This window comes from Polyangiaceae bacterium, assembly GCA_015075635.1.
Classification (GTDB): Bacteria; Myxococcota_A; Polyangia; order Polyangiales; family Polyangiaceae; genus JADJKB01.
Map to the genome: position 1 here is coordinate 2,733,968 of JABTUA010000001.1, position 22,917 is coordinate 2,756,884.

At 70.9% G+C, this 22,917-nt stretch carries 17 protein-coding genes, 1 tRNA gene and 1 pseudogene; 7 read left to right on the forward strand and 12 right to left on the reverse strand.

The features are described 5' to 3' along the window. The first annotated feature begins 46 nt into the window (after positions 1-46). On the forward strand, positions 47-802 hold the full coding sequence (locus HS104_12325) for a hypothetical protein (protein ID MBE7480755.1): 756 nt from the start codon (positions 47-49) through the stop codon (positions 800-802). A 9-nt stretch (positions 803-811) separates the two neighbouring features. Here HS104_12325 and HS104_12330 read toward each other — a convergent pair whose 3' ends face one another. After that, positions 812-2,035, reverse strand: coding sequence for an acyl-CoA/acyl-ACP dehydrogenase (locus HS104_12330; GenBank protein MBE7480756.1), 1,224 nt, complete (start codon positions 2,033-2,035; stop codon positions 812-814). A 295-nt stretch (positions 2,036-2,330) separates the two neighbouring features. Here HS104_12330 and HS104_12335 point away from each other — a divergent pair, with 295 nt between their 5' ends. Genes HS104_12335 through HS104_12345 form a run of 3 tightly spaced genes read left to right on the forward strand, consistent with a single transcriptional unit; the run spans position 2,331 to position 5,661 of the window. Further along, positions 2,331-3,536 carry an acyl-CoA dehydrogenase family protein gene (locus tag HS104_12335; GenBank protein ID MBE7480757.1) on the forward strand — a complete coding sequence of 402 codons (1,206 nt, stop codon included), beginning with the start codon at positions 2,331-2,333 and terminating at the stop codon, positions 3,534-3,536. A gap of 8 nt (positions 3,537-3,544) precedes the next feature. Next, the gene (locus HS104_12340; GenBank protein ID MBE7480758.1) at positions 3,545-4,729 is read left to right on the forward strand and encodes an acyl-CoA dehydrogenase; all 1,185 of its coding nucleotides are present in this window, start codon (positions 3,545-3,547) and stop codon (positions 4,727-4,729) included. Beyond that, positions 4,726-5,661 carry an RluA family pseudouridine synthase gene (locus HS104_12345; GenBank protein MBE7480759.1) on the forward strand — a complete coding sequence of 312 codons (936 nt, stop codon included), beginning with the start codon at positions 4,726-4,728 and terminating at the stop codon, positions 5,659-5,661. The genes HS104_12340 and HS104_12345 overlap by 4 nt, the downstream gene beginning before the upstream one ends. Here HS104_12345 and HS104_12350 read toward each other — a convergent pair. Further along, complete coding sequence (locus HS104_12350) at positions 5,648-7,615, reverse strand: hypothetical protein (protein ID MBE7480760.1); 1,968 nt, start codon at positions 7,613-7,615, stop codon at positions 5,648-5,650. The genes HS104_12345 and HS104_12350 overlap by 14 nt on opposite strands. A gap of 89 nt (positions 7,616-7,704) precedes the next feature. On the opposite strand from HS104_12350, the gene HS104_12355 reads away from it, so the two are divergent. Together HS104_12355 and HS104_12360 are read left to right on the forward strand one after the other, a co-directional pair. Next, positions 7,705-8,790 (forward strand): hypothetical protein, encoded by a 1,086-nt coding sequence (locus tag HS104_12355; protein MBE7480761.1) that lies wholly within the window; start codon positions 7,705-7,707, stop codon positions 8,788-8,790. Then, positions 8,787-10,022, forward strand: a complete 1,236-nt coding sequence (locus tag HS104_12360) for a hypothetical protein (protein MBE7480762.1) — start codon at positions 8,787-8,789, stop codon at positions 10,020-10,022. Before HS104_12355 ends, HS104_12360 begins: the two co-directional genes overlap by 4 nt. 6 nt (positions 10,023-10,028) lie before the next feature. On the opposite strand, the gene HS104_12365 is transcribed toward HS104_12360, so the two are convergent. From HS104_12365 to HS104_12380, 4 genes and pseudogenes are all read right to left on the reverse strand, one after another. Then, entirely contained in the window at positions 10,029-11,759 is a 1,731-nt protein-coding gene (locus HS104_12365) for an OmpA family protein (protein MBE7480763.1), read from the reverse strand. A 154-nt stretch (positions 11,760-11,913) separates the two neighbouring features. Further along, positions 11,914-12,372: pseudogene (locus tag HS104_12370) on the reverse strand (hypothetical protein). A 666-nt stretch (positions 12,373-13,038) separates the two neighbouring features. Then, positions 13,039-14,952: an SUMF1/EgtB/PvdO family nonheme iron enzyme gene (locus tag HS104_12375; GenBank protein MBE7480764.1), complete on the reverse strand. Its 1,914-nt coding sequence runs from the start codon at positions 14,950-14,952 to the stop codon at positions 13,039-13,041. 23 nt (positions 14,953-14,975) lie between these two features. Next, positions 14,976-15,048, reverse strand: a tRNA-Gly gene (locus tag HS104_12380). 90 nt (positions 15,049-15,138) lie between these two features. Between HS104_12380 and HS104_12385 the strand changes: the two genes are divergently transcribed. Next, positions 15,139-15,405 (forward strand): hypothetical protein, encoded by a 267-nt coding sequence (locus HS104_12385; protein MBE7480765.1) that lies wholly within the window; start codon positions 15,139-15,141, stop codon positions 15,403-15,405. 3 nt (positions 15,406-15,408) lie between these two features. Here HS104_12385 and HS104_12390 read toward each other — a convergent pair whose 3' ends face one another. The 6 genes from HS104_12390 to HS104_12415 form a co-directional block, all read right to left on the reverse strand. Then, on the reverse strand, positions 15,409-15,735 hold the full coding sequence (locus HS104_12390; GenBank protein MBE7480766.1) for a hypothetical protein: 327 nt from the start codon (positions 15,733-15,735) through the stop codon (positions 15,409-15,411). A gap of 88 nt (positions 15,736-15,823) precedes the next feature. After that, on the reverse strand, positions 15,824-16,960 hold the full coding sequence (locus HS104_12395; protein MBE7480767.1) for an iron-containing alcohol dehydrogenase: 1,137 nt from the start codon (positions 16,958-16,960) through the stop codon (positions 15,824-15,826). Further along, on the reverse strand, positions 16,960-18,363 hold the full coding sequence (locus HS104_12400; protein MBE7480768.1) for a glutamine synthetase: 1,404 nt from the start codon (positions 18,361-18,363) through the stop codon (positions 16,960-16,962). Before HS104_12400 ends, HS104_12395 begins: the two co-directional genes overlap by 1 nt. Positions 18,364-18,416: 53 nt before the next feature. Continuing rightward, the gene (locus HS104_12405; protein MBE7480769.1) at positions 18,417-18,818 is read right to left on the reverse strand and encodes a response regulator transcription factor; all 402 of its coding nucleotides are present in this window, start codon (positions 18,816-18,818) and stop codon (positions 18,417-18,419) included. Between the two features lie 64 nt (positions 18,819-18,882). After that, entirely contained in the window at positions 18,883-20,784 is a 1,902-nt protein-coding gene (locus tag HS104_12410; protein MBE7480770.1) for a protein kinase, read from the reverse strand. 131 nt (positions 20,785-20,915) lie between these two features. Continuing rightward, positions 20,916-22,856, reverse strand: a complete 1,941-nt coding sequence (locus HS104_12415; GenBank protein ID MBE7480771.1) for a serine/threonine protein kinase — start codon at positions 22,854-22,856, stop codon at positions 20,916-20,918. Positions 22,857-22,917: the final 61 nt, after the last annotated feature.

The window sequence follows — 22,917 nt, forward strand, 5'->3', positions numbered from 1 at the left end:
GGTCACGCGGACGCCGATTTGCGCCGCGCAACCTGTGGGGTAATTCATGCGTCGATCTTTGGCATTGGGCTTGTTGGTCTCGGCTTGTCTGGTTCCCGGCTGCGGTTCGGATGACGACGGCGGAGGCAGCGGCGGCAGCGGCGGCAGCGGTACCGGCGGCAGCGGTACCGGCGGCAGCGGTACCGGCGGCAGCGGTACCGGCGGCAGCGGTACCGGCGGCACCGCGGGCAGCGGTACCGGCGGCGCGGCAGGCAGCGGTACCGGCGGCAGCGCTGGCTCGGCCAGCGGCGGGACCGCTGGCAGCGGCACTGGCGGCGCGGGCACCGGCGGCGCGGGCACCGGCGGCGCGGGCACCGGCGGCGCCGGCGGCAAGCAAGGCTCGGGTCAGAGCAAGTCTCAGAAGATCGGCGCGGCCGGCGGCAGCATCACCTTCGAGCTCGTCACGCTGACGATCCCGGCCGGCGCCCTCGCCGCCGACACGGACATCACCATCACCTCGGTGGCGAAAGCCGGCACCGGCGCCTTCCTGTCGCCAGTATACAAGTTCGACCCGCCGCTCCTGACCTTCTCGAAGCCGGCGCACGTCAAGTTCGCGCTCCCGTCGGCTCCGCCCTCGTCCAGCAACGTCTACTGGACGACTGACAACAGCACGTCGATGTCCCCGCTCACCACCACCAAGAGCGGCAATGACATCGAGGCCGACATCACCAAGTTCTCGTGCGGCGCGCCCTGCTATTGCGCCACCGAACCTTGCGCATGCACCGCTCCGGCGCCCGAGTGCCAGAAGGGCGGCAGCGCATAGGGCAGCGGCTCAGCTCATCAAGCTGCGCGCGATCTGTGAGATCTGGATCTCGTCCGTGCCGCCGTAGATCTGCAAGACCTTGGCGTCACGGGCGAGCTGCTCCACCTGGTACTCCGACATGTAGCCGTTGCCGCCGAAGAGCTGCACGGCCTCCAGGGCAACCTCCATCGCGCTCCCTGCGCAGTAGAGCTTGCAAGCCGAGGCCTCCGCGAGCGTCATCGCCTTGCCCGCGCCCGCCAGCTCGATGATGCGGAACACCAGGTTCTGGATGTTCATGCGCGCGACCTCCATCTTGGCCAGCTTGAGCTGGATCAGCTGAAACTCGCCGATCGGGCGCCCGAACTGCACGCGCGTCTTGGCGTACTCCACGGACAGATCCAGGCACTGCTGCACGATGCCCAAGGCCATCGCCACCACGCCGGTGCGCTCGGACTTGAAGGTGTCCTTGGCGCCGGTGCGGTAGGAGACCTCCTCCGTCTCGCCCAGCAGCCGCTCGCTGTCGACGAACACGTCGCTCAAGAACAGCTCGCCGGTCGGCGACGAGTGCATGCCCATCTTGCGCAAAGGTTTGGTCTGCTCGAGGCCTTTCATGCCCTTCTCCAGCACGAACGAAAGCACCTTGCGATCCCGCGGATCGTTGCCCTCGTCGAGCTTGCAGATGAAGACGATGGTGTCCGCCCAGGGCCCGTTCGTGATGAAGGTCTTGTTGCCGTTCAACAGGTAGCCGCCTTCGACGCGGCGAGCGCTGGCCTTCATCGCCCCGAAAGCGTCCGAGCCGGAGCCTGGCTCGGTGATGGCCCAGGCGCCGATCTTGTCCAGGGTCAGGAGGTCCTTTGCCCAGCGCTCCTTCTGCCGGAGCGTGCCGCGGCTCATGATGGTGCCGGCGGTCAGGCCCGCGCTGACGCCGAGCGCCGTGACCATACCGGGACTGTGGCGCGACAGCTCGATGATCGGGATCATCTGCATCGCGGCCATCTCGCCGGCCATCGGGTTCGGCTTGGCCTCCCGCGGCTCGTCGTCGGCAGCGCCCTTCTTCTCCGCCTTCGCCAGCTCGGCCTCGTAGCGCATCAGCGACATGTCTCGGAGGCCGAAGGTCGCGAACATCTTCCGGAGCACCTCGTAGGGTGGCGTGTCGCCGTGCTCGAGCTCCTCGCGACGCGGCTTGATCTCCGCCTCCACGAAGCGCCGGAAGGAGTCACGGATGGCCAGGTGTTGTTCGCCCCATTCGATCATGTGGGTTTCTCCGAGCTCTACGCGGTCGTGCCGCCGCGCCGGGCATCTTAGCCTCGGGTGGTGCCCGGCGGCGCCCCGGAAATCTCGTCGGATCCTCGCGCCTTTCGAGCTCGCCCCACCGGCGTGACCCGTGAAGGCGGGGCGACCCTCCCTACGCAACGAGGAGGCTCCTCCCGGCCTCGCGGGTCGTTCTCGTGGCTCGCCGCTACTCTTGCCGACTGCGATCTGCGCGAGCCAGCCTGCTCCGTCCAGCCTAGCCCCGGCGCGGCGCGAAATTCAGGTAAAGATCAGCCGGATGACGGATTCCGAAGAGCTCGGGCGCTTCCGCGCCGAGGTGCAGGGCTGGATCGCCAGAAACCGCCCGGCGGTGCCGGGTTTCAAGCTGCCGCAGACGTTCCTCGAAGTGGAGAACGCCGACCAACTCGCCTACCACCGTGACTGGCAGGCGAAGGTGTACGACGCCGGCTACCTGGGGTTCGATGTGCCCGAAGAGTACGGCGGGCGAGGCATCCAGCCCGAGAGGAAGAGCATCGTCGAGCAGGAGCTCAGCCGCGCGCGGGCGCCGTTCTTCGTGAACTTCCTGGCGCTGACCTGGGTCGCGCCGACCCTCTTGACCTTCGGGACCGAGGCGCAGAAGTCGAAGCTGCTCCGGCCGCTCCTGCGCGGGGACGAGATCTGGTGCCAGGGCTTCAGCGAGCCGAACGCCGGCAGCGATCTGGCCAGCTTGACCACGCGCGCAGTGAAGACCGCCACCGGTTGGGAGGTCACCGGCCACAAGGTGTGGACCACGCTGGCGCACTTCGCCAAGTGGATGATCCTGCTCGCACGCACGAATCCCGACGTGAACAAATACGCGGGGCTCTCGTATTTCCTGTTCCCGATGGACGCGCCCGGCGTCACGGTGCAACCGCTCCTGAAGATGACCCGCGAGGGCGGCTTCAACCAGGTGCTGTTCGAGCGCGCTCCGATGCCCTCCGACTGCCTTTTGGGCGAAGAGGGCCAGGGCTGGAACATCGCGCTCACCACGCTGATGTTCGAGCGCGGCGCCGCCGAATCGAGCTCGCGGGAGCGAGCGTCGGCCCTGCTCGAGCAGCTCAAGCGGCTGGTCGCTCTGGCTCAGCGCACTCAGCGGAGCGGGCGGCCCGTATCCCTCGATCCGGTTTTCCGCGAGCGCATCGCCCAGCTCTGGATCGAAGCCTCGGCGATGGGTCTTTCGGGCCTCCGCAGCGGCGTCTCGGACCTCACGAGCGAGCGGCCGCTGGCCTTGCCGTTGATGAACAAGCTGGCGGCGTCGGAGTGGAACCAGCGCCTCGCGGAGCTCGCCTGTGAGATGCTCGGCCCCGACGCGATGCTCGGAGTGGACGACCCGCGCGCGCCGGATCGCGGCGAGTGGCCCCGGGCGTTCATGAACTCCTTCGGCATGACCATCGGCGGCGGGACCAGCGAGATCCTGCGCAACATCATCGGCGAGCGCGTGCTCGGCCTGCCCAAGAGCAAGTGAAGAGCGCCATGACCGACATCGACCCGACCCTGGCCCCGCCGAGCGAACATCTCCTGCGCCTGCCGGCGCTGCCGACCGACATGAGCTACGGCGAGGAGCACGCGCTCTTGCGCCAGAGCGCGCGCCGCTTGCTGGCCGAGAAGAGCGACCTCCGCGCCGTGCGCCGTCTGGTGGACGACCCGGTCGGCTACGATCCCGACCTGTATCGCCAGCTCGCGGAGCTCGGCTGGCTCGGCCTGGGCAAGGACGCCCTCGGCCCGGTGCACCTCACCGTGCTGCTCGAGGAGATGGGGCGCGTGCTCCTGCCATCGCCCTACTTCGCTACACTGCTCGCCCTGCTCGCGCTCGACGCGGGCGGGAGCGACGCGCAGCGCAGAGAGCTCTGCCCCGAGCTGGCGAGCGGCGCGCGCATCGGCAGCCTGGGCCTCGACGAGCCGCGGGGCGGCTTCGATGGAGAGCCTGCTTCGCTGCGCGCCGAGCGCGAAGGCGACCAGTGCTTGCTCTCCGGCGAGAAGTCCCACGTGCTCTGGGGCGGCCAAGCAGGCCTGGTGGTGGTGAGCGCCAAGGAGCCCGGTGGCGGCCTGGGCTTGTACGCGGTGCCGCTGCCCACGACCGGGGTCGTCGTGGAGGCGGAGGTAGCGCTGGACAGCACGCGGCGCACCGCGCGTCTGGCTTTCCACGCTGCGAAGCTCCCAGTCCGCTACCGCCTGGAGAAGGACGCCCGCGCGGCGCTCGCAGAGCTCCGCGCGCTCGGCACGCTGCTGGTCTCTGCGGAGATGCTCGGGGCGGCCGATCGGGTGCTGGAGATGACCCGGAGCTACTCCTGCGACCGCCAGCAGTTCGGCAGGGCCATCGGCAGCTTCCAGGCGGTCAAGCACCCGCTGGTCGACCTGATGATCGGGGTCGAGCTGGGGCGCAGCCTGGCATACGGCGCCGCGAGCCTGCTCGCCGAAGGGCGGCTCGACGACGGAGCGGTCACGGCGCGCATGGCCAAGTCACACGCCTCCGACGTGCTCGCCCACGCGGTCAAGAAGGGAGTGCAGCTCCACGGAGGCTTCGGCTTCACCTGGGACGCCGACGTGCATTTCTTCTTCAAGCGCCTGCTGGCCACCCGCGCGAGCTTCGGCGACGCACCCCACCACAAGAAGAAGCTCGCCGCCCGCCTGTTCGGTGCGCTGCCGGACGAGCCGTGAAGGAGAGACCCCGAGAACCGCTCCAGAACGCCACGTTCGCGGTCCCGGAAGGCTCCGACGGCGCGTGTCTGGACCGCGTGGTGCGCGACGCGCTGCCCGGAGCCGCTTGGTCCCGGGTGCGGCGCGCCGTCGAGACCGGCAAGGTCAGCCTGGACGGTCAGCGCGTCACCGACCCGACGGCGCGGGTTCGCGCGGGGCAGGTCGTCGAGCTCCGCGTCGCCGCCCGCGCGACGGCGGCCGCGCCGCGCTGCGCGTTCCGCATCGTGCACGCCGATCGGGACGTCGTCGTGGTGGACAAACCGCCCCTCGTCAGCAGCGTGCCGTTCGACGCTGGCGAGCGCGACACGCTAGTGGACCTGGTTCGAGCCGAGCTCTCCCGGAGGGAGCAGCGCGCGCTGCCACCGCTCGGCGTGGTGCATCGGCTCGACAAGGAGACGAGCGGCCTGGTCATGTTCGCGCGCACGCTGCCCGCGAAGCGTCACCTCAAGCAGCAGCTCAGGTTCCACAGCGTGTTTCGGCGCTACGTGGCGCTGGTCCACGGCCAGCTCGAGGGGCAGAGCTTCCGCTCGCGCCTGGTCGAGGATCGCGGCGACGGCCTGCGCGGCTCGACAAACAACCCCAGGCTCGGGCAGCCGGCGGTGACGCACGTCTCTGTGCTGGAGCGCTTCGGAAACGCGACGTTGGTCGAGTGCCGGCTCGAGACCGGCAGGACGCACCAGATCCGCATCCACCTCGCCGAAGCCGGACACCCGCTGGTGGGCGAGCGGGTCTACAGCCGCGGCCTCTCCGGCGCGGTGCTCGAGGCACCCCGCCTCATGCTGCACGCTCGTGAGCTCGGCTTCGTGCACCCGCGGAGCGAAGAGCAGGTGCGCTTCGAGGCGCCGATCCCCGAGGACATGGCGCGGACCATCGCGGCGCTCACTCGGGGGTGAGCTCGAGCTCCGTCACGCTCTTGCACTTCACGTCCACGGTGCGCCCCTTCGAGAGCCAGCGCGGGGGATCCTTCTCGCCGAGCCGCACGAAGCGCAGCCCGCACTTCGACTTGTTCTTGCGGTTGGTGGGGCCCAGCTTGAAGCCGGTCGCGTACACGTCCACGGCCGCCGGCGAGCGCACCGTGAGGTAGCCCTCGTCCCAGCTCAGCTCGGAGCCGTCGCCTGTGCCAGTGCCCTCGACGGGCGGCAGCGCGCTCGCGACTGGGGCGGCGCTCGGAGCCTCGGGGAGCGGCGCGGACACGGTCGGCGGCGCGGACGCCGGTGGCGGCGCGGACGCCGGTGGCGGCGCGGACGCCGGTGGCGGCGTGACTGATGCCGCCGGGGCGGGGACGGTGAAGCCCGCGGGCTTCGCCCGAGCGAACGGGCCGAGCTCGAGCACGATGGCGGCGGTGGCGCCGCCCGCCAGGAGCAGCACGCCCAGGCCGAGCCCGAGCAGCGGCGAGCGTCGTCGCGGGCGGGCTGCGGCGGGCGCAGGCGCAGTCGGCTCCGGCACGGGGAGCGGCTCCGCCGCGACGGCCTCTGGCGCAGGCAGCGCCGGCGGCTTCGGCGCGACCGGAACCTCGACCCTGGGCAGCTCCGGCACGGAGGGCGCGCGGCGCGTCTCCAGGCCCAGGCTCGGCGGCTCCTCGTCGATGACCCGCGCGGGTGGTAGCGGAGGCGCGGCCGCGGGAAGCAGCTCCATCGCCGAAGGAGGCAACGAGACCGGGACCGCAGCGATGTGGGACTCGCTCGGTCGATCGAGCTCCGGACGGCTCGCGCGTGGGTCGCTCAGCGCGTCCTCCAGCAAGCGCGCCACGGCTGCGGGGCCGCGTCGCGTCGAGCGCACGAAGGCGTCCACCTGCTCCTTCCACAGCGCGAGGCTCGGACCGAGCCCGTCTGTGAGCGACACGCCGAAGCCCGGCGGCACGGGCGCGCCCGACGCAGGATCGTACGAGCGCCGCCACGCGACCTTGCCCTCGAGGCGAACGCGGCGCTTGCCGCGGGGCGGACGCAGCTCGAGCCAGACCTCCGCTTCGTCGGGCGGCGACAGCGTGCGCACGTAGAGCCCGCCCAGGCTGATGTTGTAGGTGAAGCCGACGTCCTCGGCGTCCCCGCCCGCCGGCTTGTACCAGACCATCGTGCCGTAGAGCACGCGCTCGTCGGCGCGGCTCGGCGGTCCTCCCTGCCGCATCAGCTCGTTCGAGGCGAAGAGCACGTTCTCGGGGGCCGTGGTGTTGACCACCACCGTCAGCCGCTCGATGCCTTCGAGCGCCTCGGCGTGCTTCACGATCTCGCGCCGCGGCGCCATCACCACCCAGGCGGCGTCCAGCGCCTTCCTCTGCGCCTCGTCGACGAATCGGCGGGGCTCCCCGAGCTCGGCGCTCAGCACGACGACCCGCGGCTTGTTCTGCTGCGTGTAATAGCGGAGCGCCACGTCGTCGAGGGCGAACTTGACGTCGTAGCCGGCGTTCATCAGCACGCGACCGATGATGTCGCAGCGCGCGTGATCCTTGTCGGCCACCACGGCCATGCCGTGCGTCGCCGCCGACAGCGTCTCGCGCTCCGGCAGCGCCTTGAGCCGCGCGATCAGGGAGGCGCCGAGAGCGCTCGGGACCACGTCGTCCGCGCCCTGGGCGTACAGGCGCTCCACCAAGGCGTCCGTGGGCTCGGGTACCAACGCGATGATCGGAACGCTCGCGAGGTTCTTCTTCGAGCGCACCTTGCGGCAGAGCTTCTCCGCTTGCACCACACCGGCGTCGAACACGACCACCTTGGGCTCGTGCGCGTCGAGCCAAGTTAGCGCCGCCTCGACCTTCTCGAAGGGAGCCAGCTCGAGCCGGGTGACCGTCGCGACCGCGCCGAGCGTGCGCTTCCTCTCGGCGTCGAGCTTGGCGAGGACCGCGAGGTAGGCCATCGGGCGGAAGGCCTCATCTTAGCGTGACGGGCGGCGTTCCTGAAAAGCCGCTTCTTCGCCTGGGATGCGGGTGCTATCTTCGAACCATCGTGCGGCTCGCTTCGCTCGGCCTGTCCCTCGTCTGCGCGCTCGTCGCCTGCGAAGCCGAGAGCCCGACCGCGGGGCGCGCGCCGACGCGGGCGCAGGCGCTCTCGCCGAGCGAGCCGGCGCCGCCGCGTCTGGCGCTGCTCTCGACGCGGCCCGGCTCGAGCGAGACCTCGCTCCATTTCGCGCTGCCCGGAGCGCCGGGCGCCGCGCCCGCCGCCGTCCGCTTCGCCCATGCGCCGGACGGCGAAGTGCGCGGCGCGCTCGTGCCGGGGACCGAGCGCGTGGTGGTCGTGGCGGACATGGAGCGCCGTCGCGACCCGTCCTTCGGCGCCTGGCTGCTGACCGTCGAGCCCGGCCGCGAGCCCAAGGTGCTCGCGAAGGGCTGCTACCACGCCAGCCGTCCGTTGCTGCTGCCGACCGGGCGAGTGTTGGTGCAGCGCGGAGCCCCCGGTCCGGAGCTGCCGAGCGCACAGCGCGTCGACTCGCTGAGCGTCGACGAGCTCGATCCGGAGACCGGCGCGCTGCGCCAGATCCACACCTTCCAGGGCTACATCACCCACCTCGCGGGTCTCTTCGACGGCGAGGTCCTGCTCTACCGAGTGGCGCCCGAGGCGGCGGACCTGGTCGCGGTGGACGTCGAGAGCGGCGCGGTCCGGGTGCTGCTGAGCCCGATCCCGGCGTTGGCTCGCGACTTCTCCGTGGACCGGAGCGCCCGCTCGCTCGTCTACACGAACCACGACGGCTCGGGCTGGCTGGTCGAGCGGCTGAGCCTCGACTCCGGCGCGCGTCAGGAGCTCGCGCGCGCCGGCGGCATGTGGATCACCCCAAGCGTCTGGCCCAGCGGCGGCGTGCTGGTCAACGATGGGCGCGGAGCAGTGGTGCTCGGCGGCGCCGGCCCGAGCCGTGCGCTCGGTCCCGGCTTCGACGAGGTGCGCAGCGTGAGCCCGGACGGGCTCCACGTCGCGCTGCTCCACCGCGTCCCATCGAGCTTCGCCGAGGCCTTCGTCAGCAGCGCGGACGGCGGGCGCGTCACGCGCGTGGCGGCTCCCGCTGGAGCGCGCCTCGAGATCGCGGGGTTCTTGCCATGAAGCGCGCCCCTCTCGGGCTCGGCCTCGCCGCTCTGCTCTGCTCCAGCGCGGCCGGCGCGTATTGCCCGAGCTACACGCTCTCGAGCTCGAACAACACCTACAACTGCGGAGTCGAGGCGGTCAACGGCACCAACCCGACGCCGACCCAGTGGCAGGCCATCTTCGACGTCGTCGCGAAGGGACCGCCCGCCTGGGGCAACCAAGGCCCCGCTGTGGCCGACATCGGCCAGGGCTGCGGCAAGCCCGAGGCCATGCACGACGTCCCCGCGCGCTTCCCCTGCGAGCTGCTCAAGGCCATCGCCATGGCGGAGAGCGGCTGGACCCAGTTCTGCGTGCCCGACATGCCCGCCGATCAGGTGGGCGGACCGTCCCGCACCATCATCTCCTTCGACTGCGGCTACGGCGTGGGGCAGGTCACGAGCGGCATGCACAAGGGCGAGACGCCGGCGTTCGACCAGAAGCGCGTCGCGGCGGAGCCCACGTACAACATGGCGACCGGGGCCTCGATCCTGGCGAGCAAGTGGCGCGCGACCAAGTGCGTCGGCGACAACCAGCCCAGCATCGTCGAGAACTGGTACACCGCGGTCTGGGCGTACAACGGCCTGGCCTATTCGAACAACCCGAGCAATCCCACCTACAGCTCGAGCCGCGGCGTCTACAACCCCGCGGTGGGCGGCGCCGCGCCGTACCAGGAGAAGGTCTTCGGTCGCGTCGAGTATCCGAGCGGCAACCCAGCCTATTGGCCCAGCGTCGAGCTCGCCTACCCGAACCCGGCGGACGTCGGCGGCACCGGCTCGCCGCCGGATCTGCCGGAGCCGAGCTGCGCATCGCCGACCGACTGCGGCAACAAGCGCAGCGTCCACACCTCGAGCTGCTTCTCGACGGGGACCGGCGGCGCAGGCGGCAGTGGCAGCGGTGGCGCGCCCGCTGGCGGCGGAGGCGGCGGCGCGCCGAGCGGAGGCGGAGGCCCAACCGTCGGCGGCGCCGCCGGCAGCGCGGGGTCAGCCGGGGCAGGCGCGCTCGGAGGGTTCGCGGGCGGAGCTGGGGCGGCCACGAGCGGAGGAGCGCCAAGCGCCGGAGGCGGCCCGGGCAATCCCGCCAGCGGTGACGAAGACGACGTCAGCGGTGGCTGTGCGTGCCGCCTGAAGCCCCGCCCGGGCGACGCGAGCGCGCCGCTCTGGTTGGGCGTCGCGCTCGTCTGGGCCGTCGCCCGCCGCCGCGCTCGGGGCTGAGCCGGCTCACTTCTCGGCGGCCGGCGCGTCCTGCTCGAGGATGTGGAACTCCACGCGACGATTGTTGGCGCGCCCGTCCTCGGTGTCATTGGTGTCGATGGGGTTCTTCTTGCCGAAGCCCTGCGACTTCATCCGCTTCTTGTCGATGCCCTTGGCGGTCAGCCACTTCATCACCGACGCCGCGCGGCGCTTCGACAGGTTCAAGTTGTATTGGTCGCCGCCCTTGTTGTCGGTGTGCCCCTGGACTTCGATCAGCCTGATCTGCGGGTTGTCGCTGAGGACCTTCTGTACCGCCTCGAGAATGTAGTCGCTCGCCTTCAGGATACGGTCGCTGTTGTAGGCGAACTGCACCTGCTCGAGGATGCGGATTTGCCCCTTCTCGACCCGCGCGACCGGGCAGCCGTGCTTCTTCGGATCCTCGTTGGCCGGGCCCGGGACCTCCGGGCAAGCGTCGACCGGATCGAGGATGCCGTCGCCGTCCGTGTCCTTCGGTGCCGGGCAGCCGTTGGTCTTCGGATCGTCCGTCCTGACGCCCGGCTCGTCCGGGCACGCATCTTCCGGATCGATGATGGTGTCCTTGTCGCGATCGGCTGGCGGCGGACAGCCGTTGGTCTTCGGATCGTCGGTCTTCACCCCGGGCTCGTCCGGGCAGGCGTCGTCGGCGTCGAGGATCCCGTCGCCGTCGCGATCGGAAGGCGGCGGACAGCCGTTGGTCTTCGGATCGTCGGTGCGCACGCCGGGTACATCGGGGCAAGCGTCCTCCGGGTCGAGGATCGTGTCCTTGTCGCGATCCGACGGCGCAGCCGGCGCAGCCTTCTCCGGCAGGGGCTCGGTCCACTCCACGCTGGCGAGGACGCGCAGCTGCGGAGTGCCGAAGGCGCGGGTCATCCCCGGGCCGACGCCGGCCCCGACCTTGACCTGCTTGGCCGCCTGGTAGTGGCCGCCGAACACCAGCTCGAAGGGCGAGGTCCGCCGCTTGAAGAACGCATCCGAGTCGGTGATCACGGTCGAGCCGAAGATCTCCGGGCCGACCGTCAGCTTCTTCTCCGCCAGCCGCAGGCCGGCGGCAGCGGCGAAGGCCACCTCCGTCCCCATTGGGCTGCCCGCGAAGTCGTCGCTGTTGCCGCGCACGTTCACGCCCAAACGCGCGGAGTAGGTGAACATGTCGACGTCGCCCGCTGCCAGAATCATCGGGTGAGCGCGCACGCTGCCGTCACCGGTGAACGAGTCCTGTGATCCCGTGGGCGCGTAGAGCCACAGCCCGCCCGCCAGAGTGACGGCGTCGCCGTAGTTGCCGAACAGGCGCACGTTCCCACCCAGACGCAGATCGCCGATGGTGGTGGCGTTCTCGGACTCGAAGGTCTGCGTCGCGGTACGCCCCCCGTCGCCGGCCTGCCAAATCGCGACAGGCAGGTTCAGGCCAATGCGGAACATGTCGCTGAGCACGATGGCGCCGCCCACGTGGCCATGGAGCTGGTGCTCCACGATGGCGGAGCGCTCGTCGCCGTCGAGATCGTAGATGACCAGCGGCTTGTAGCCGTAGTCGATCACCAGGCCCGCAGCCCCGCGCAGGTGTCCGCGCAGATCGAGGGACTCGTTGGCGAACCAGTCGCTGCCGCGGTCCGACGGCTCGTAGCGATTCAAGGCGAACCCATCCGCCTTGGGTTGGGCGGCGGCCACCGCCGCAGCGAAGGTCACGGTCGCGAACACACAAGAGCGCACGAAGCGTTGGAACATTGGAGCACCCACCGGGAAGAGGAGTCGAGGAGAGGAGCCAAAGGAGAAGCGCTCAGCGTCTCGAGCGACGCCGGCCGACGATCAGGGTGAGACCCAAGAGCGCCGAGAGCAGCGCGCCCGGCGGTCCCTTGCGAGCCGGGACGCTGCAGTCGCAGCCGCCGCCCTCGACGACGCCGTCCAGGCCGGTGCCACCGGAGCCGCTGCTGCCGGCCGCGCCGCCCGTGCCGCTGCCGCCGGTGCCGCTGATGCCCGCTGAGCCGCCCGTGCCGCTGCCGCCCGCGCCACCACCGCCCGCGAGGCCACCCGTGCCACCGCTGCCGGCGAGGCCACCCGTGCCGCCGCTGCCTGCGACACCACCCGCGCCGCCGCCTGCGACACCGCCGGAGCCGCCGGTGCCGGTTCCACCGCTGCCCGCGACGCCGCCAGTGCCTGTGCCACCAGTGCCTGTGCCGCCAGTGCCCGTGCCGCCAGTGCCCGTGCCGCCGGTGCCCGTGCCGCCGGTGCCCGTGCCGCCGGTGCCCGTGCCGCCGGTGCCCGTGCCGCCGGTGCCAGCGCCACCGCTGCCAGCAGCGCCGCCCGTACCACCGGTGCCGCCGCTGCCGCCCGTACCGCCGTCCGGTGCCGGACCGCAGGTCCCCGCTCCGCTACACGTCCCCGTCCCGCACTTCACACCTTGCTGCAGGTTCGAGTCCTCGCACTTGGTCGCCAGGATCGAGTCGCAGGTCTGGAAGGTGCAGTTCTGACCCTGGCGCCCGTAGTCGCAGCGCTGCCCCGGCGGGATCTGCTGGCAGGTCCCGCTGATGCACTGGCCCGCGCACTTGTCGTGCACGTTGCTCGGGCGGCAGGCGGTGCCGTCGGGGGCGGCCCCGCTCACGCACTGCGTCCCGGAGCAGCTCGAGGTACAAAAGGTGTCGTCGCCGCAGAGCCTGCCGTTGATGTTGGGCAGGCCCAGCTGGCTGATGGGAAAACACTGCATCTTCCCGTCGGAATCGATGTCGCAGACGCCCTGGCACTCGGTCAGCGGACCGTTGTCGTCGGGGTCGCAGGCGTTCTGGTATGTCATCATCTGGCACTTGCCAGTGACGAGCGACGTGCTCGCGACGGCGGTCGTGGGCTCGACGGGTGCCGCCGGCTCCTCCCCAGCGCAGCCCGGCACGACCGCAGCGCTCAGCGCAAACACCGATACCCAACGCGACGCGATCCGTTTGGCGTTCATGACCCGACTCCTCGAAACGAACATCGTTTCCCGCATCCGGTCGGGATGTCAACCCTGGTCGGCCTACCTTGCGCAGCGGACTCCGACGCTGAAGAGCCGGGACTCCGGTGTCGCAAAACTCCTCGCCGAGCTCAGTATCGTCGCGGGATTACCGAAGAACGAGCCGCCGCGCATGGTGCGGCCGGAGCCGGCCGTGGCGTAGCAGTTCACGCAGGGCAGCGGGTACGGGTTCGAATACGTGTCGAGGACCCACTCCCACACGTTGCCCGAGAGCTCCATGCTTCCATAGCGACCGGCTCCCTTCGAGAGCGAGCCCACGGGCAGGAGGTCTTCCCGCGAGCAGCCCGCGACGCCGTCGCCGAAGCACTGGCTCACCCCGTCGAGGTAGTAGCTCGCGTAGGTCGCGTCGACGGTCGTGGCGGTGGGCGGAGACGACCAAGGGAACACGCGCTGCTCCGTGCCGCCCGCCGAAGCGAAGTTCCACTCCGCTTCGGTCGGGAGGCGCGCGCCGTCCCAAGCGCAAAACGCGAAGGCGTCGTACCAGGTGACGCAGTTCACGGGCCGCGCATCGTCCGGTCCGGGTTGATCGCCATAGGTCGCGTAGCTCGGGTTGCAGGCGAGCGCCGTCTCCAGGGCGGCAGTGCTCGCGGCGAGCTTGCTGTTCCAGCTGGCCTGCCAACCACTGCCGGCGATGTTCGGGTGCTGACCCGCGCCCGCCGCCGGAGGGCTCGCCTGAGTGCCCTTGCCTGCCTTCACGAAGGCGCGGAAGCGCGCGACCGTGACCTCGTAGGCGTCGAGACGGAAGTCGGAGACCGTGGCCGGGTACCCCGAGTCCGTGTAGCTGACGGCGTCGTACCCCCTGAGGAAGCTGCCGCCGCCGATCGCGTTCGATGCGCAACAGTAGCCGGACTTGTTCGGACCGCACTGTCCGGGGAGCGCAGCACAACTCGCTGGCGTGGCCGGCTCGCACAGTCCGTCGTGGCAGCTCGGCGTCGAGCCGCTGCAGCTCGCCGCGGGCTTCCACTGCCCGCTGGCGTCACACGACTCCGGTTGATTGGCGCTGCAGCGCTTCGCGCCGGGGACGCAGACCCCGCTGCACGCCCCGTTCAGACAGACGTAGGAGCACACCGTCGCGAGGAACCATTGCCCGTCCGCCCCGCACACCTCTCGGGTCGTTCCGCTGCATTTCGCCGCGCCCGGGACGCAGACCCCGCAGCTGCCGGCGCCGTTGCACACGCCGCCGGTCCCGCAGGCGGTCCCGGCCGGCAGAGCCGTGGTGCCGCAGCTGCCCTGCGCCGTACAGCTCGCCGCGAAGCAAGGATTCGACGGCGCGGCGCAGTCTGCGGCGGAGGTGCACGCGACGCACGAGAGGAGCGCCGAGCTGCACTTGCCCAGCCCGCAGCTCTGTGTGACCTCCCACGCGCTCCCGCTCGGGTTGCAGGTCTCGAGGGTGTCGCCGTTGCACTGCTTCGCGCCCGGGCTGCAGAGGGGCGCAGCGTCGCTGGAGTCCGCGGGAGCTTCTGCCGCGTCCGCGTCCTGCGGCGGCGCATCGCTCGGCGCATCGGGCGCATCCGCGCTGGTATCGGGCGCCGCGTCGGACGCATCGCCAGGCTGACCGTCGGACGCGTCGCCCGCATCCGGCTCGCCGCCCGCGCTGCCGCCGCTCCCACCGCCGCCCGCGCTGCCGCCGCTCCCACCGCCGCCCGCGCTGCCGCCGCTGCCTGAGACGCCGCCGCTGCCTGAGCTGCCTCCTGAGCTGCCGCCGCTGCCTGAGCTGCCTCCCGAGCTGCCGCCGCTGCCCGAGCTGCCGCCGCTGCCCGAGCTGCCGCCGCTGCCCGAGCTGCCGCCGCTGCCCGAGCTGCCGCCGCTGCCCGAGCTGCCGCCGCTGCTCCCATCATCCGAGCATGCGCCAACCCAGAACGAGGCCGTCAGCACCACGACGAGCCCAAGCTGAAAGCGCGTCGGTTCCAGCACCACCCTTCGACCTCGGATTTTCTTCGAGCGGGAAACGGGATTCGAACCCGCGACCCCAAGCTTGGGAAGCTTGTGCTCTACCAGCTGAGCTATTCCCGCGAAGTGCCCCGAGCATAGCGCCTGCCCCGCCGCCCGCAAAGCCCGGACCGCCCTTGACCCACCCGCCCGCGCCAATTACTTCTTCGCGGCGTGAAGCTCGCTACCGTTCATTCCGCTTGTGAATGCCAGGCACGCTTGTCCGCGGAGCTCGACGAGAACAAGCACGTCCACCGGGGCTGGGCCACGGATCTCGGCCGCGGCAAGACCCGGATCGCCCCGGCCCACAGCATCCACCCGGCTTCTGAGCGCTTCCAGCTGGGCTGGGCCTGCCCCATGTGCGGCCGCAACACGCTCCGCTCCTTCGAGACCAGCGGCCTGGTCTGGAGCGAACGCGCGGACCTCGCACAGAGCGCCTGACGGCTAGGCAGCCGCGACCCTGAAGGCGTCGTCGCCGGCCAAGAGCCCTGCGAGGAGCGCCAGCGTGACGCGCGCCTTGTCGACGTGGCGGTCGCGCTCGCGGAGCCACACCGCCTGCTTGAGCGCGCTCACCGCCTCGTCGCGCCGGCCGGCCCGCACGCAGGCGACCGCGTAGAGCGTCCAGAGCCGCGCATCGTCGAGGACTCGGTAGCAGGCCTCGCGCATCACCAGCATCGCGCGCCGGTGCTCACCGCGGCGCCGGTGGCGGCGCGCACGCGCCAGGAGGTCGGTCTCTGCGGGACGAGGCGCGGGACGCTGGTGTTTTCGCATGGGTGTGCTGGCGCGCCGAGCGGCACGCCCCCTTTCCTGCCCGCTCGGTGCTCGCACACTCGACGCCGAATGGAAAAGTTTGTGGCGCTCACATCGACGCTTGGTAGAGCGCGAGCAGATCGCTGCGCGTGCACGGGCGCGGGTTCGAGCGGTGGCAGGCGTCCTCGAAAGCCTTGTCCGCCAGGCGTCCCAGCACCTCCGGCTTCACGCCTTCCGCCGCCAGACCGTTCGGCAGCCCGATGCGCGCTCGGAGCGCGCGCACTGCGGCGGCAGCTCCACCGAGCTCGGCCTCGCCGCCCAGGAGCAGCGACAGATGGAGCACGCGTTCGAGCGCTGCTTCCTCGTTGAAGCGCAGCACCGCCGGCAGGCACAGCGCGTTGGCCAGGCCGTGGTGCATGCCGAGCTCGCTCGACAGCGGGTGCGCCAGCGAATGGCACGCCCCGAGCCCCTTCTGGAACGACACCGCGCCCATCATGGCCGCCTTCATCATGCCGCCGCGCGCGTCCAGATCGTCACCGTTCGTCACCGCGGTCTCGATGTTCTTCGTCACCAGATCCACGCCGGCCAAGGCGATCGCATCCGCCATGGGGTGGTCGCCCAGGGCCAAGTAGGCCTCGACGCAGTGGGTGAGCGCGTCGAAGCCGGTGGCGGCGGTCACCTTTGCCGGAAGCCGGCGCGTCAGCTCGGGGTCCAAAATGGCGCAGCGAGGCAGGAGCTGGGGCGCGAAGATCACCGTCTTCCTGTTGCTCGAGGCGACCGTGAGCACGCCGGAGCGTCCCACCTCGCTGCCGGTGCCGGCGGTGGTCGGCAGCGCGATCACCGGCGGCACGTCGCGCGGGATGTTCACGCCACCGTCGATGGCGTCGTCCAGCTCCTCCCAAGGTCGGCTGGTCCGCGCGCGCACCGCGATCAGCTTGGCGCAGTCGAGCGGCGAACCGCCGCCGATGGCGACGATGCCGTCGGCGCGATGGTCGGCGTAGGCCTTGGCACCGGCCTCGACGTTCGCCTCCGTGGGATTCGGCTCAACGCCGGAGAAGACGGCCACCGCGAGGCCCGCCGCAGCGAGGGCCCGCTCCAGCCCGGCGGAGAGGCCGGCGGCGGCAACGGCCGCGTCCGTGACGAGCAAGGGACGGGTCATGCCCGCGAGCTTCGCCTCCTCGCCCACGCGGCCGGCCTCGCCGGCACCGAACACGATCTTCGTCGGAAAGCTCCAAATGGTCGTCATCAAATCACCTCGAAATAGCGCGCGAGCTCCCAATCGGTGACGGCTCGCTCGAAACAGCGCACTTCCCAGTCGCGGGTGCGCGCGTAATGGTCGACGAACTCGGCGCCGAACAGCGCGCGGGCGGCCTTGCTCTTGCCGAGGAGCTCGGTCGCCTCGGCGAGCGTCGCCGGCAGGCGCTCTCCCGCGGCGCTCGCGTCCCCGGTCGACTCGGGAGGCAGCGCCAGCCCCTTCTCGATTCCCCAAAGGCCCGCGCCGAGGCAGGCGGCCATCGCCACGTGGGGGTTGATGTCCGCGGCCGTCTGCCGGTACTCGATGCGCTGCGAGGTCTCGTTGCCGAGATCGATGAGTCGGATGGCCGAGGTCCGGTTGTCGGCTGCCCAGCTGGGCGTGAGCGGCGCCCAGACGCCGGGCACGTAGCGCTTGTAGCTGTTGACGGTCGGCGAGTAGAGCGCCGTGAGCTCGCGCATCAGCGCCATCTGCCCGGCGATGTACTGGCGCATGGTCGCCGAGATGTTTCGCGACGCGCGGGCGTCGAAGAAGGCGTTCTTGCCGTTCTTCCACAGCGTCTGGTGCAGGTGCCCGCTCGACCCGGGCAGCGCCGCGTTCCACTTCGCCATGAAGGTGACGCTGATGCCGTGCCGGTGGGCGATCTGCTTCACCGCGGTCTTGAACAGCGCCGCCTTGTCCGCGGCCCGGAGCGCGTCATCGTAGCGAATCGCCGCCTCGTACACCCCTGGGCCGGTCTCGGTGTGCAGTCCCTCGATCTCGACGTCGAAGGCCGCGAGGCCCTCCATCAGGTCGCGCATGAGCTCGGAGTCCTGCCCCGCGCGCACCCAGCTGTAGCCGAACATGCCGGGGTCCAGGGGCGTCAGCTTTTGGAAGCCCTTCGCGTGGAGCGTGTCGCGCGTCTCCTGGAAGAAGTAGAACTCGAACTCGGCGCCGAACTTCGCGGTGAACCCCAGCCGCTCCGCGCGCGCGATCACGCGTTTGAGCAGCGAGCGCGGGCAGGCGGGATGGGGGCCGCCCTCGGCGTCCCTGAAATCGCAGAGCAACGCGACGACTCCCGGCTCCCACGGCACGACCCGGAGCGTGCTCGGGTCGAGAACGGCGTGAGCGTCGGGGTAACCCGTGTGCCAGCCGGTGACGCGCGCGTTGTCGTACAGGGCGTCGGCCACGTCCCAACCGAAGATGACGTCACAGAACCCGAAGCCCTTGCTCAGGGCCGACTTCAGCTTGTCGAGCGAGACGTATTTCCCGCGCAGCACCCCGTCCAGATCGAAGCCGCCAATCTTGGCGCGCGTGATGCCTTGGCGTGCGAGGTCGGAAACCAGGTCCGCCTCACCCGGGCTCCTGCTCTCGGCGCGGCGCGGCGCCCCCCGCTTCGCTCGCTGCTTCTTGGCCATGCGCACCGGCAATACCGGAGGCGACCAGCGGTCGCAATTGTGGACTCGGAGAATCAGTCCGCGAGCGCTTCGCGCACCGTCTCCACCAGCCGCTCCACGGGATACGGCTTGGCCAGGTAGGCGACGACGTTCGGCTCACGAAGCAGCGCAGGAGGAACGTCTTCTCGGGAGTAGCCGCTGGTGAGCACGACACGGGTCCTCCGCCCGCGGATCCGCCGGATCACCTCCGCCGAGCTCACGCCGGGGAGAGTCAGATCCAAGATCAGCAGGTCGAAGCCGGGCTCGCCGCTTGCGATCGCGATGGCGCGCTCCCCGTCCGCAACGGCCTCGGCCACGAACCCGAAGTGGCGCAACAGGCCCGCGGTCAGCTCGGCGAGCCGCGCTTCGTCATCGCAGATCAGGATGCGCCGGTTGTGCTCGACAGCCGCGACCGGCTGGATGCCTGCCTGTGCCACTCTGCTCCCCTCTCTCGGGGTGGAGACTAGCTCACGCGGGCGGCAGGCGCCAAGCGCCGGCACATCACGAACGATTGCTGGGGATCAGCCGGATCGCGATCCACACCACGCCCCCCAGCATCGCCAGGCCCGCGATCCAGGTCGCCCGCACCGGGCCCAAGCTGAAGACCTCGCCGGAGGACGCCGCGTACCACTGGTCCCCGAGGGTCACGAGGATGCTCATGAACACCAGGACCGCGCCCGGGAGCACACGGCGCAGGAGCGACGGCTCTGGTTCCTGGAAACCGGGCAACGGCGGCAGGTTCGGCAGCGGGTAGCCCGGGCCGCTCGCCCCGGGACGCACGCTCGCGGTCGCGGCCGGCAAACCGGAGACGGGACGGATGCTCTGAGACGCGCTCGCTGGCGGGAGACTGCCCGGCTGCGCGGGGTAGGCGCCGCTCGAAGGACGCGCGGGCGCTGTCACCGCGGGCATGGCTGCGGAGCTGACGCGTCGCCGAGCCTCGACGTCGTGAGTGCCCTGGCTGTCGGGGATCGGCCAATCCGGACGGCTACCGGTGACCGCGGGCCAGTCGGGACGGCTGCCCGCGCCGGCGGGCCCGGGCACCCTGAGTGACGGCCGCTCGCCTTCCGGCAGATCGACCTCGAGCCCGAGAGTGCTGACCTGAGACGGTGAGTCGTCGAAATCGAGCGCCCGTGCGTAGGCGGGAGGTCGCTCGGACTTCTTGGCGACCTTCGGCCGATTCGACCCGGACTGGGGCAAGTCGGGGATGTGGCCGAGCTCGAGATCCGGCACCGCCATCGGCCCGCTCATCGGCGGCTCGGAGGACGGCATGAGATCGGGGTACACGCCCGCCGCGACAGCGGACTGCGCTGGGAGGGTCGCCGCGCTCACTTTTCGCGCGCCGCTGGCCACCCGAGCCCGCGGGCCGGCTGCCGCTTCGATCGTCTCCACGCGTGGGATCACGCCGCCGTCGGCCCGAGAGTCGCGGGAAGACGCGTTGGGATCGCGCCCTTCTTGCCGCATCCCAAGGGCGGCCGTGAGCTCGTTCCAGAAGGCGCCGGCGTCGGCGTGGCGCTCGCGCGGATCCACGGCGAGCGCACGCCGAAACACGGCTTCGACCGCCTCGGGCACGTCGAGCCCTTCGTTCCGCGGCGTGGGCCGTCGATTCGGGTCGAGCGCAGTCCCCATCATCCCGGCGTGGTCGCCGTCGATGATGGCCCTGCCGGCCATGACCTCGACCATGGTCAGCGCCAGACCCCAGACGTCGGTCCACGGTCCCGTTTGGCCGAAGCGCTTGGGGACCCACTGCTCGGGCGCGCCGTAGGCGGGCGTGAACGAGCTGAAGGCGCTCTCGGACTGGCTGGCTCTGCCGGCGACCTGGCTGGCCATGCTCTTGGCCTTGCCGATGCCGAAGTCGAGGATCTTCATCAGCTCTTCACCGGCCACGTTGGCGACGAAGATGTTCTCGGGCTTGAGATCCCGGTGAACGATGGAGATCGGCCCGTTCATTCCTTGAAAGTTGTGCGCGCGCTCCAGCGCCCGGGCCACCGGGGTGAGCATCCGCACGAGCTTCTTCAGCGGAATGGGCGGCAGCCCCTCCGCCTTGCGGCGCTGGGCGATGGCGTCCAGCGTCTCCCCTTCGAGCCACTCCAGGGCCATGAAGGGCACGAACCGACCGTCCGGGAGCGTGATGGCGTCGACGTGCAGGGGGCGGACGACGGTCGGGATGCTCGCGCTCAGCCGGAACAGCAGCTCGGCCTCGGCGCGGAACTGCTCCAGAAACTGCGCCTCCTGCTCGCTCGAGAGCTGCTGCGGGACCTTCAGGCACTTGACCGCGACCGGCGCGCGGAACCCGGAGTGGTAGGCGCGATACACCACGCCGAAGCCCCCTTCCGCCACCACCGCTTCGATCTTGTAGGCACCGGCGACTACGGTGCCCAAGATTCCGAAGACGTCCTCAGCCATTGTCCCTCGCGCAGCGGGCCGGAGATCGCCCCACCAGCCCTTGGCAGAGTAGCAAATTTGGGGCGCTGGCCAGCCTCCTTTGCCCAGCGCTGCCGAGCGGACCGGAGGCACTACGCGAATTGCTGCGGAGATCAGCGATCATCGTGGGGCAGGAATTGGTAAATGAGCAGCCCGACGCCCAACGCAAACAGCAGCCCAGCCACCACCATGGGGCTCACCGGCCCGAGCGCCAGCGCCGACGAGCCATCCTCGTTGCGCAACGCGCGATCGCCGAGTCCGATGCCGATGGCCGCGACTATCATCCCGCTGCCAATCGCGAGCAGGTTCACCCGACGCTTCGGCGCTGCGGGCGCGAGGTCGAGGTCGCGCGCCGCGCGAACCGGCGCGGGCCGAGCCGGCGGCGCCCGAGGCGACATCGCGCCGGGTCGGGGCGGAAGCTCGGAACGCAGATCGACTTTCAGCGCGGGTGCCCCACCGAGCTCGAGCTCCGCGCCGTACATCGCGGGCGCCGCGGGCCCGGGGCGCAGGGAGGCCTCGAGCTCGCTCGGAGCCGGCCGATCGGACGGCACGGCGGCGTCCACGTCGAGCGCGTTGCGATTGAGGACCGGATCGGGGCGATGTGCGGGCGCGCGAGGAGCGACCGGCACCTCCAGCTCGAAGTCGTGACTCGGAGGGGCCGCGGGAACTGGCGCCGGCGCCCGCGGCGGGACTGCGGGCGCGCCGGGCATCATCGACGGGATCGCAGCCTCGAGGCTCGACGGCGCCGCCGGTGGCGGGACCGAGGGGATCGCCGCCTCGAGCCCGGGGCCGGGAGGCTCGGATGGGAGCTTGAGCTCGAGCGAGGGCTTCGGCGCCGGCCGCTCTCGGCGCGGCGGGGCCGGGGCCGCGACCGGAAGGCCGCCGAAAGGCGACGGCGGATCGTCGAGCTCGAAGGGGTCGTCGATGGTCAGGCGATGCTTCGGCAAGGCCAGCGGGGCCTTCGGCGCCGCTGCCTGCTTGAGCTTGACGCGCGCCAGCGCCGCGCCGGCCTTCGGCTGCGACGGAGCCTTCGCCTTCGGGACCTCGACGCGTTCTTCGCGCAGCTGCGCGCCAGCCTCGCGCCGCGCGTCGCGGTGGCCCTCTTTCATGCCGAGCGCGATCAAGAGCTCGTCCCAGAACTGCCCGACGTCCGCCTGGCGGTTTTTGGGGCTCAACGCCAGCGCGCGCTCGAACACCGCCTCGACCTCGGGCGACACCTCGACTCCGTTCTCGAGCGGCGTGGGGCGCGCGACCGGGTCGAGGGCGATGTTCATCATCGTCGCCACGTCGCCGTCGATGATCAGCCGTCCCGCCATGGCCTCCACCAGCGTCAGCGCCAGACCCCAGACGTCCGTCCACGGGCCGGTCTCGCCGTATTTGTCCGGAGCCCACTGCTCGGGCGCCGCGTAGGCCGGAGTGAACGAGTGCACGCCGCTGCGCTCGGCGCCGCTCGAGCCGGCGACCTGGCTCGCGACGCTCTGGGCCTTGGCGACGCCGAAATCCAGGATCTTCACCACTTGCTCTCCGGCGACGTTGGCCACGAAGATGTTCTCGGGCTTCACGTCCTGGTGCACGATCGACACCGCCGTCCCGTCTGCCGCGGTGAAGTCGTGCGCGCGCGCCAACGCCTGCGCCACCGGCCCGAGCAGCCGCACCAGCTTCTTCAGCGGCGGCGGGGGCATTTGGTCGGCGGCGCGGTGGTGGATGATGGCCGCGAGCGTCTCCCCTTCGAGCCACTCGAGCACCATGTAGGGAACGAAGGTGCCGTCCTTGGTGGTGATGGCGTCGATGTGCAGCGGACGCACCACGGTCGGGATGCTCGACGAGAGCTGGAACAGGAGCGCGGCCTCCGCCTTGAACTGTGCGAGGAACTCCGCCTGCCGCTCCGGCCCGACCTTACGGGACAGCTTGAGGCACTTGAGCGCGACCTTGGCGCCGAAGCCGGCGTGGTGCGCCCGATAGACGATGGCGAAGCCGCCTTCGGCCACGACTGCTTCGACCTCGTAGGTGCCCGCGATGGCGGTACCCACGATTCCGAACAGGTCCTTGGCCATGATCGACCCACCATAGCGCGAGCCCGCGCCGGCACCGAGTCCGGAGTTTTTGCAGGCAGAG

Bases quoted from the DNA above. Each gene is read 5' to 3' on its own strand.
- HS104_12325 (MBE7480755.1), top strand. From the start codon at position 47: ATGCGTCGATCTTTGGCATTGGGCTTGTTGGTCTCGGCTTGTCTGGTT.
- HS104_12340 (MBE7480758.1), top strand. From the start codon at position 3,545: ATGACCGACATCGACCCGACCCTGGCCCCGCCGAGCGAACATCTCCTG.
- HS104_12335 (MBE7480757.1), top strand. From the start codon at position 2,331: ATGACGGATTCCGAAGAGCTCGGGCGCTTCCGCGCCGAGGTGCAGGGC.
- HS104_12360 (MBE7480762.1), top strand. From the start codon at position 8,787: ATGAAGCGCGCCCCTCTCGGGCTCGGCCTCGCCGCTCTGCTCTGCTCC.
- HS104_12415 (MBE7480771.1), bottom strand. From the start codon at position 22,856: ATGGCCAAGGACCTGTTCGGAATCGTGGGTACCGCCATCGCGGGCACC.
- HS104_12395 (MBE7480767.1), bottom strand. From the start codon at position 16,960: ATGACGACCATTTGGAGCTTTCCGACGAAGATCGTGTTCGGTGCCGGC.
- HS104_12400 (MBE7480768.1), bottom strand. From the start codon at position 18,363: ATGGCCAAGAAGCAGCGAGCGAAGCGGGGGGCGCCGCGCCGCGCCGAG.
- HS104_12330 (MBE7480756.1), bottom strand. From the start codon at position 2,035: ATGATCGAATGGGGCGAACAACACCTGGCCATCCGTGACTCCTTCCGG.
- HS104_12390 (MBE7480766.1), bottom strand. From the start codon at position 15,735: ATGCGAAAACACCAGCGTCCCGCGCCTCGTCCCGCAGAGACCGACCTC.
- HS104_12365 (MBE7480763.1), bottom strand. From the start codon at position 11,759: ATGTTCCAACGCTTCGTGCGCTCTTGTGTGTTCGCGACCGTGACCTTC.
- HS104_12350 (MBE7480760.1), bottom strand. From the start codon at position 7,615: ATGGCCTACCTCGCGGTCCTCGCCAAGCTCGACGCCGAGAGGAAGCGC.
- HS104_12410 (MBE7480770.1), bottom strand. From the start codon at position 20,784: ATGGCTGAGGACGTCTTCGGAATCTTGGGCACCGTAGTCGCCGGTGCC.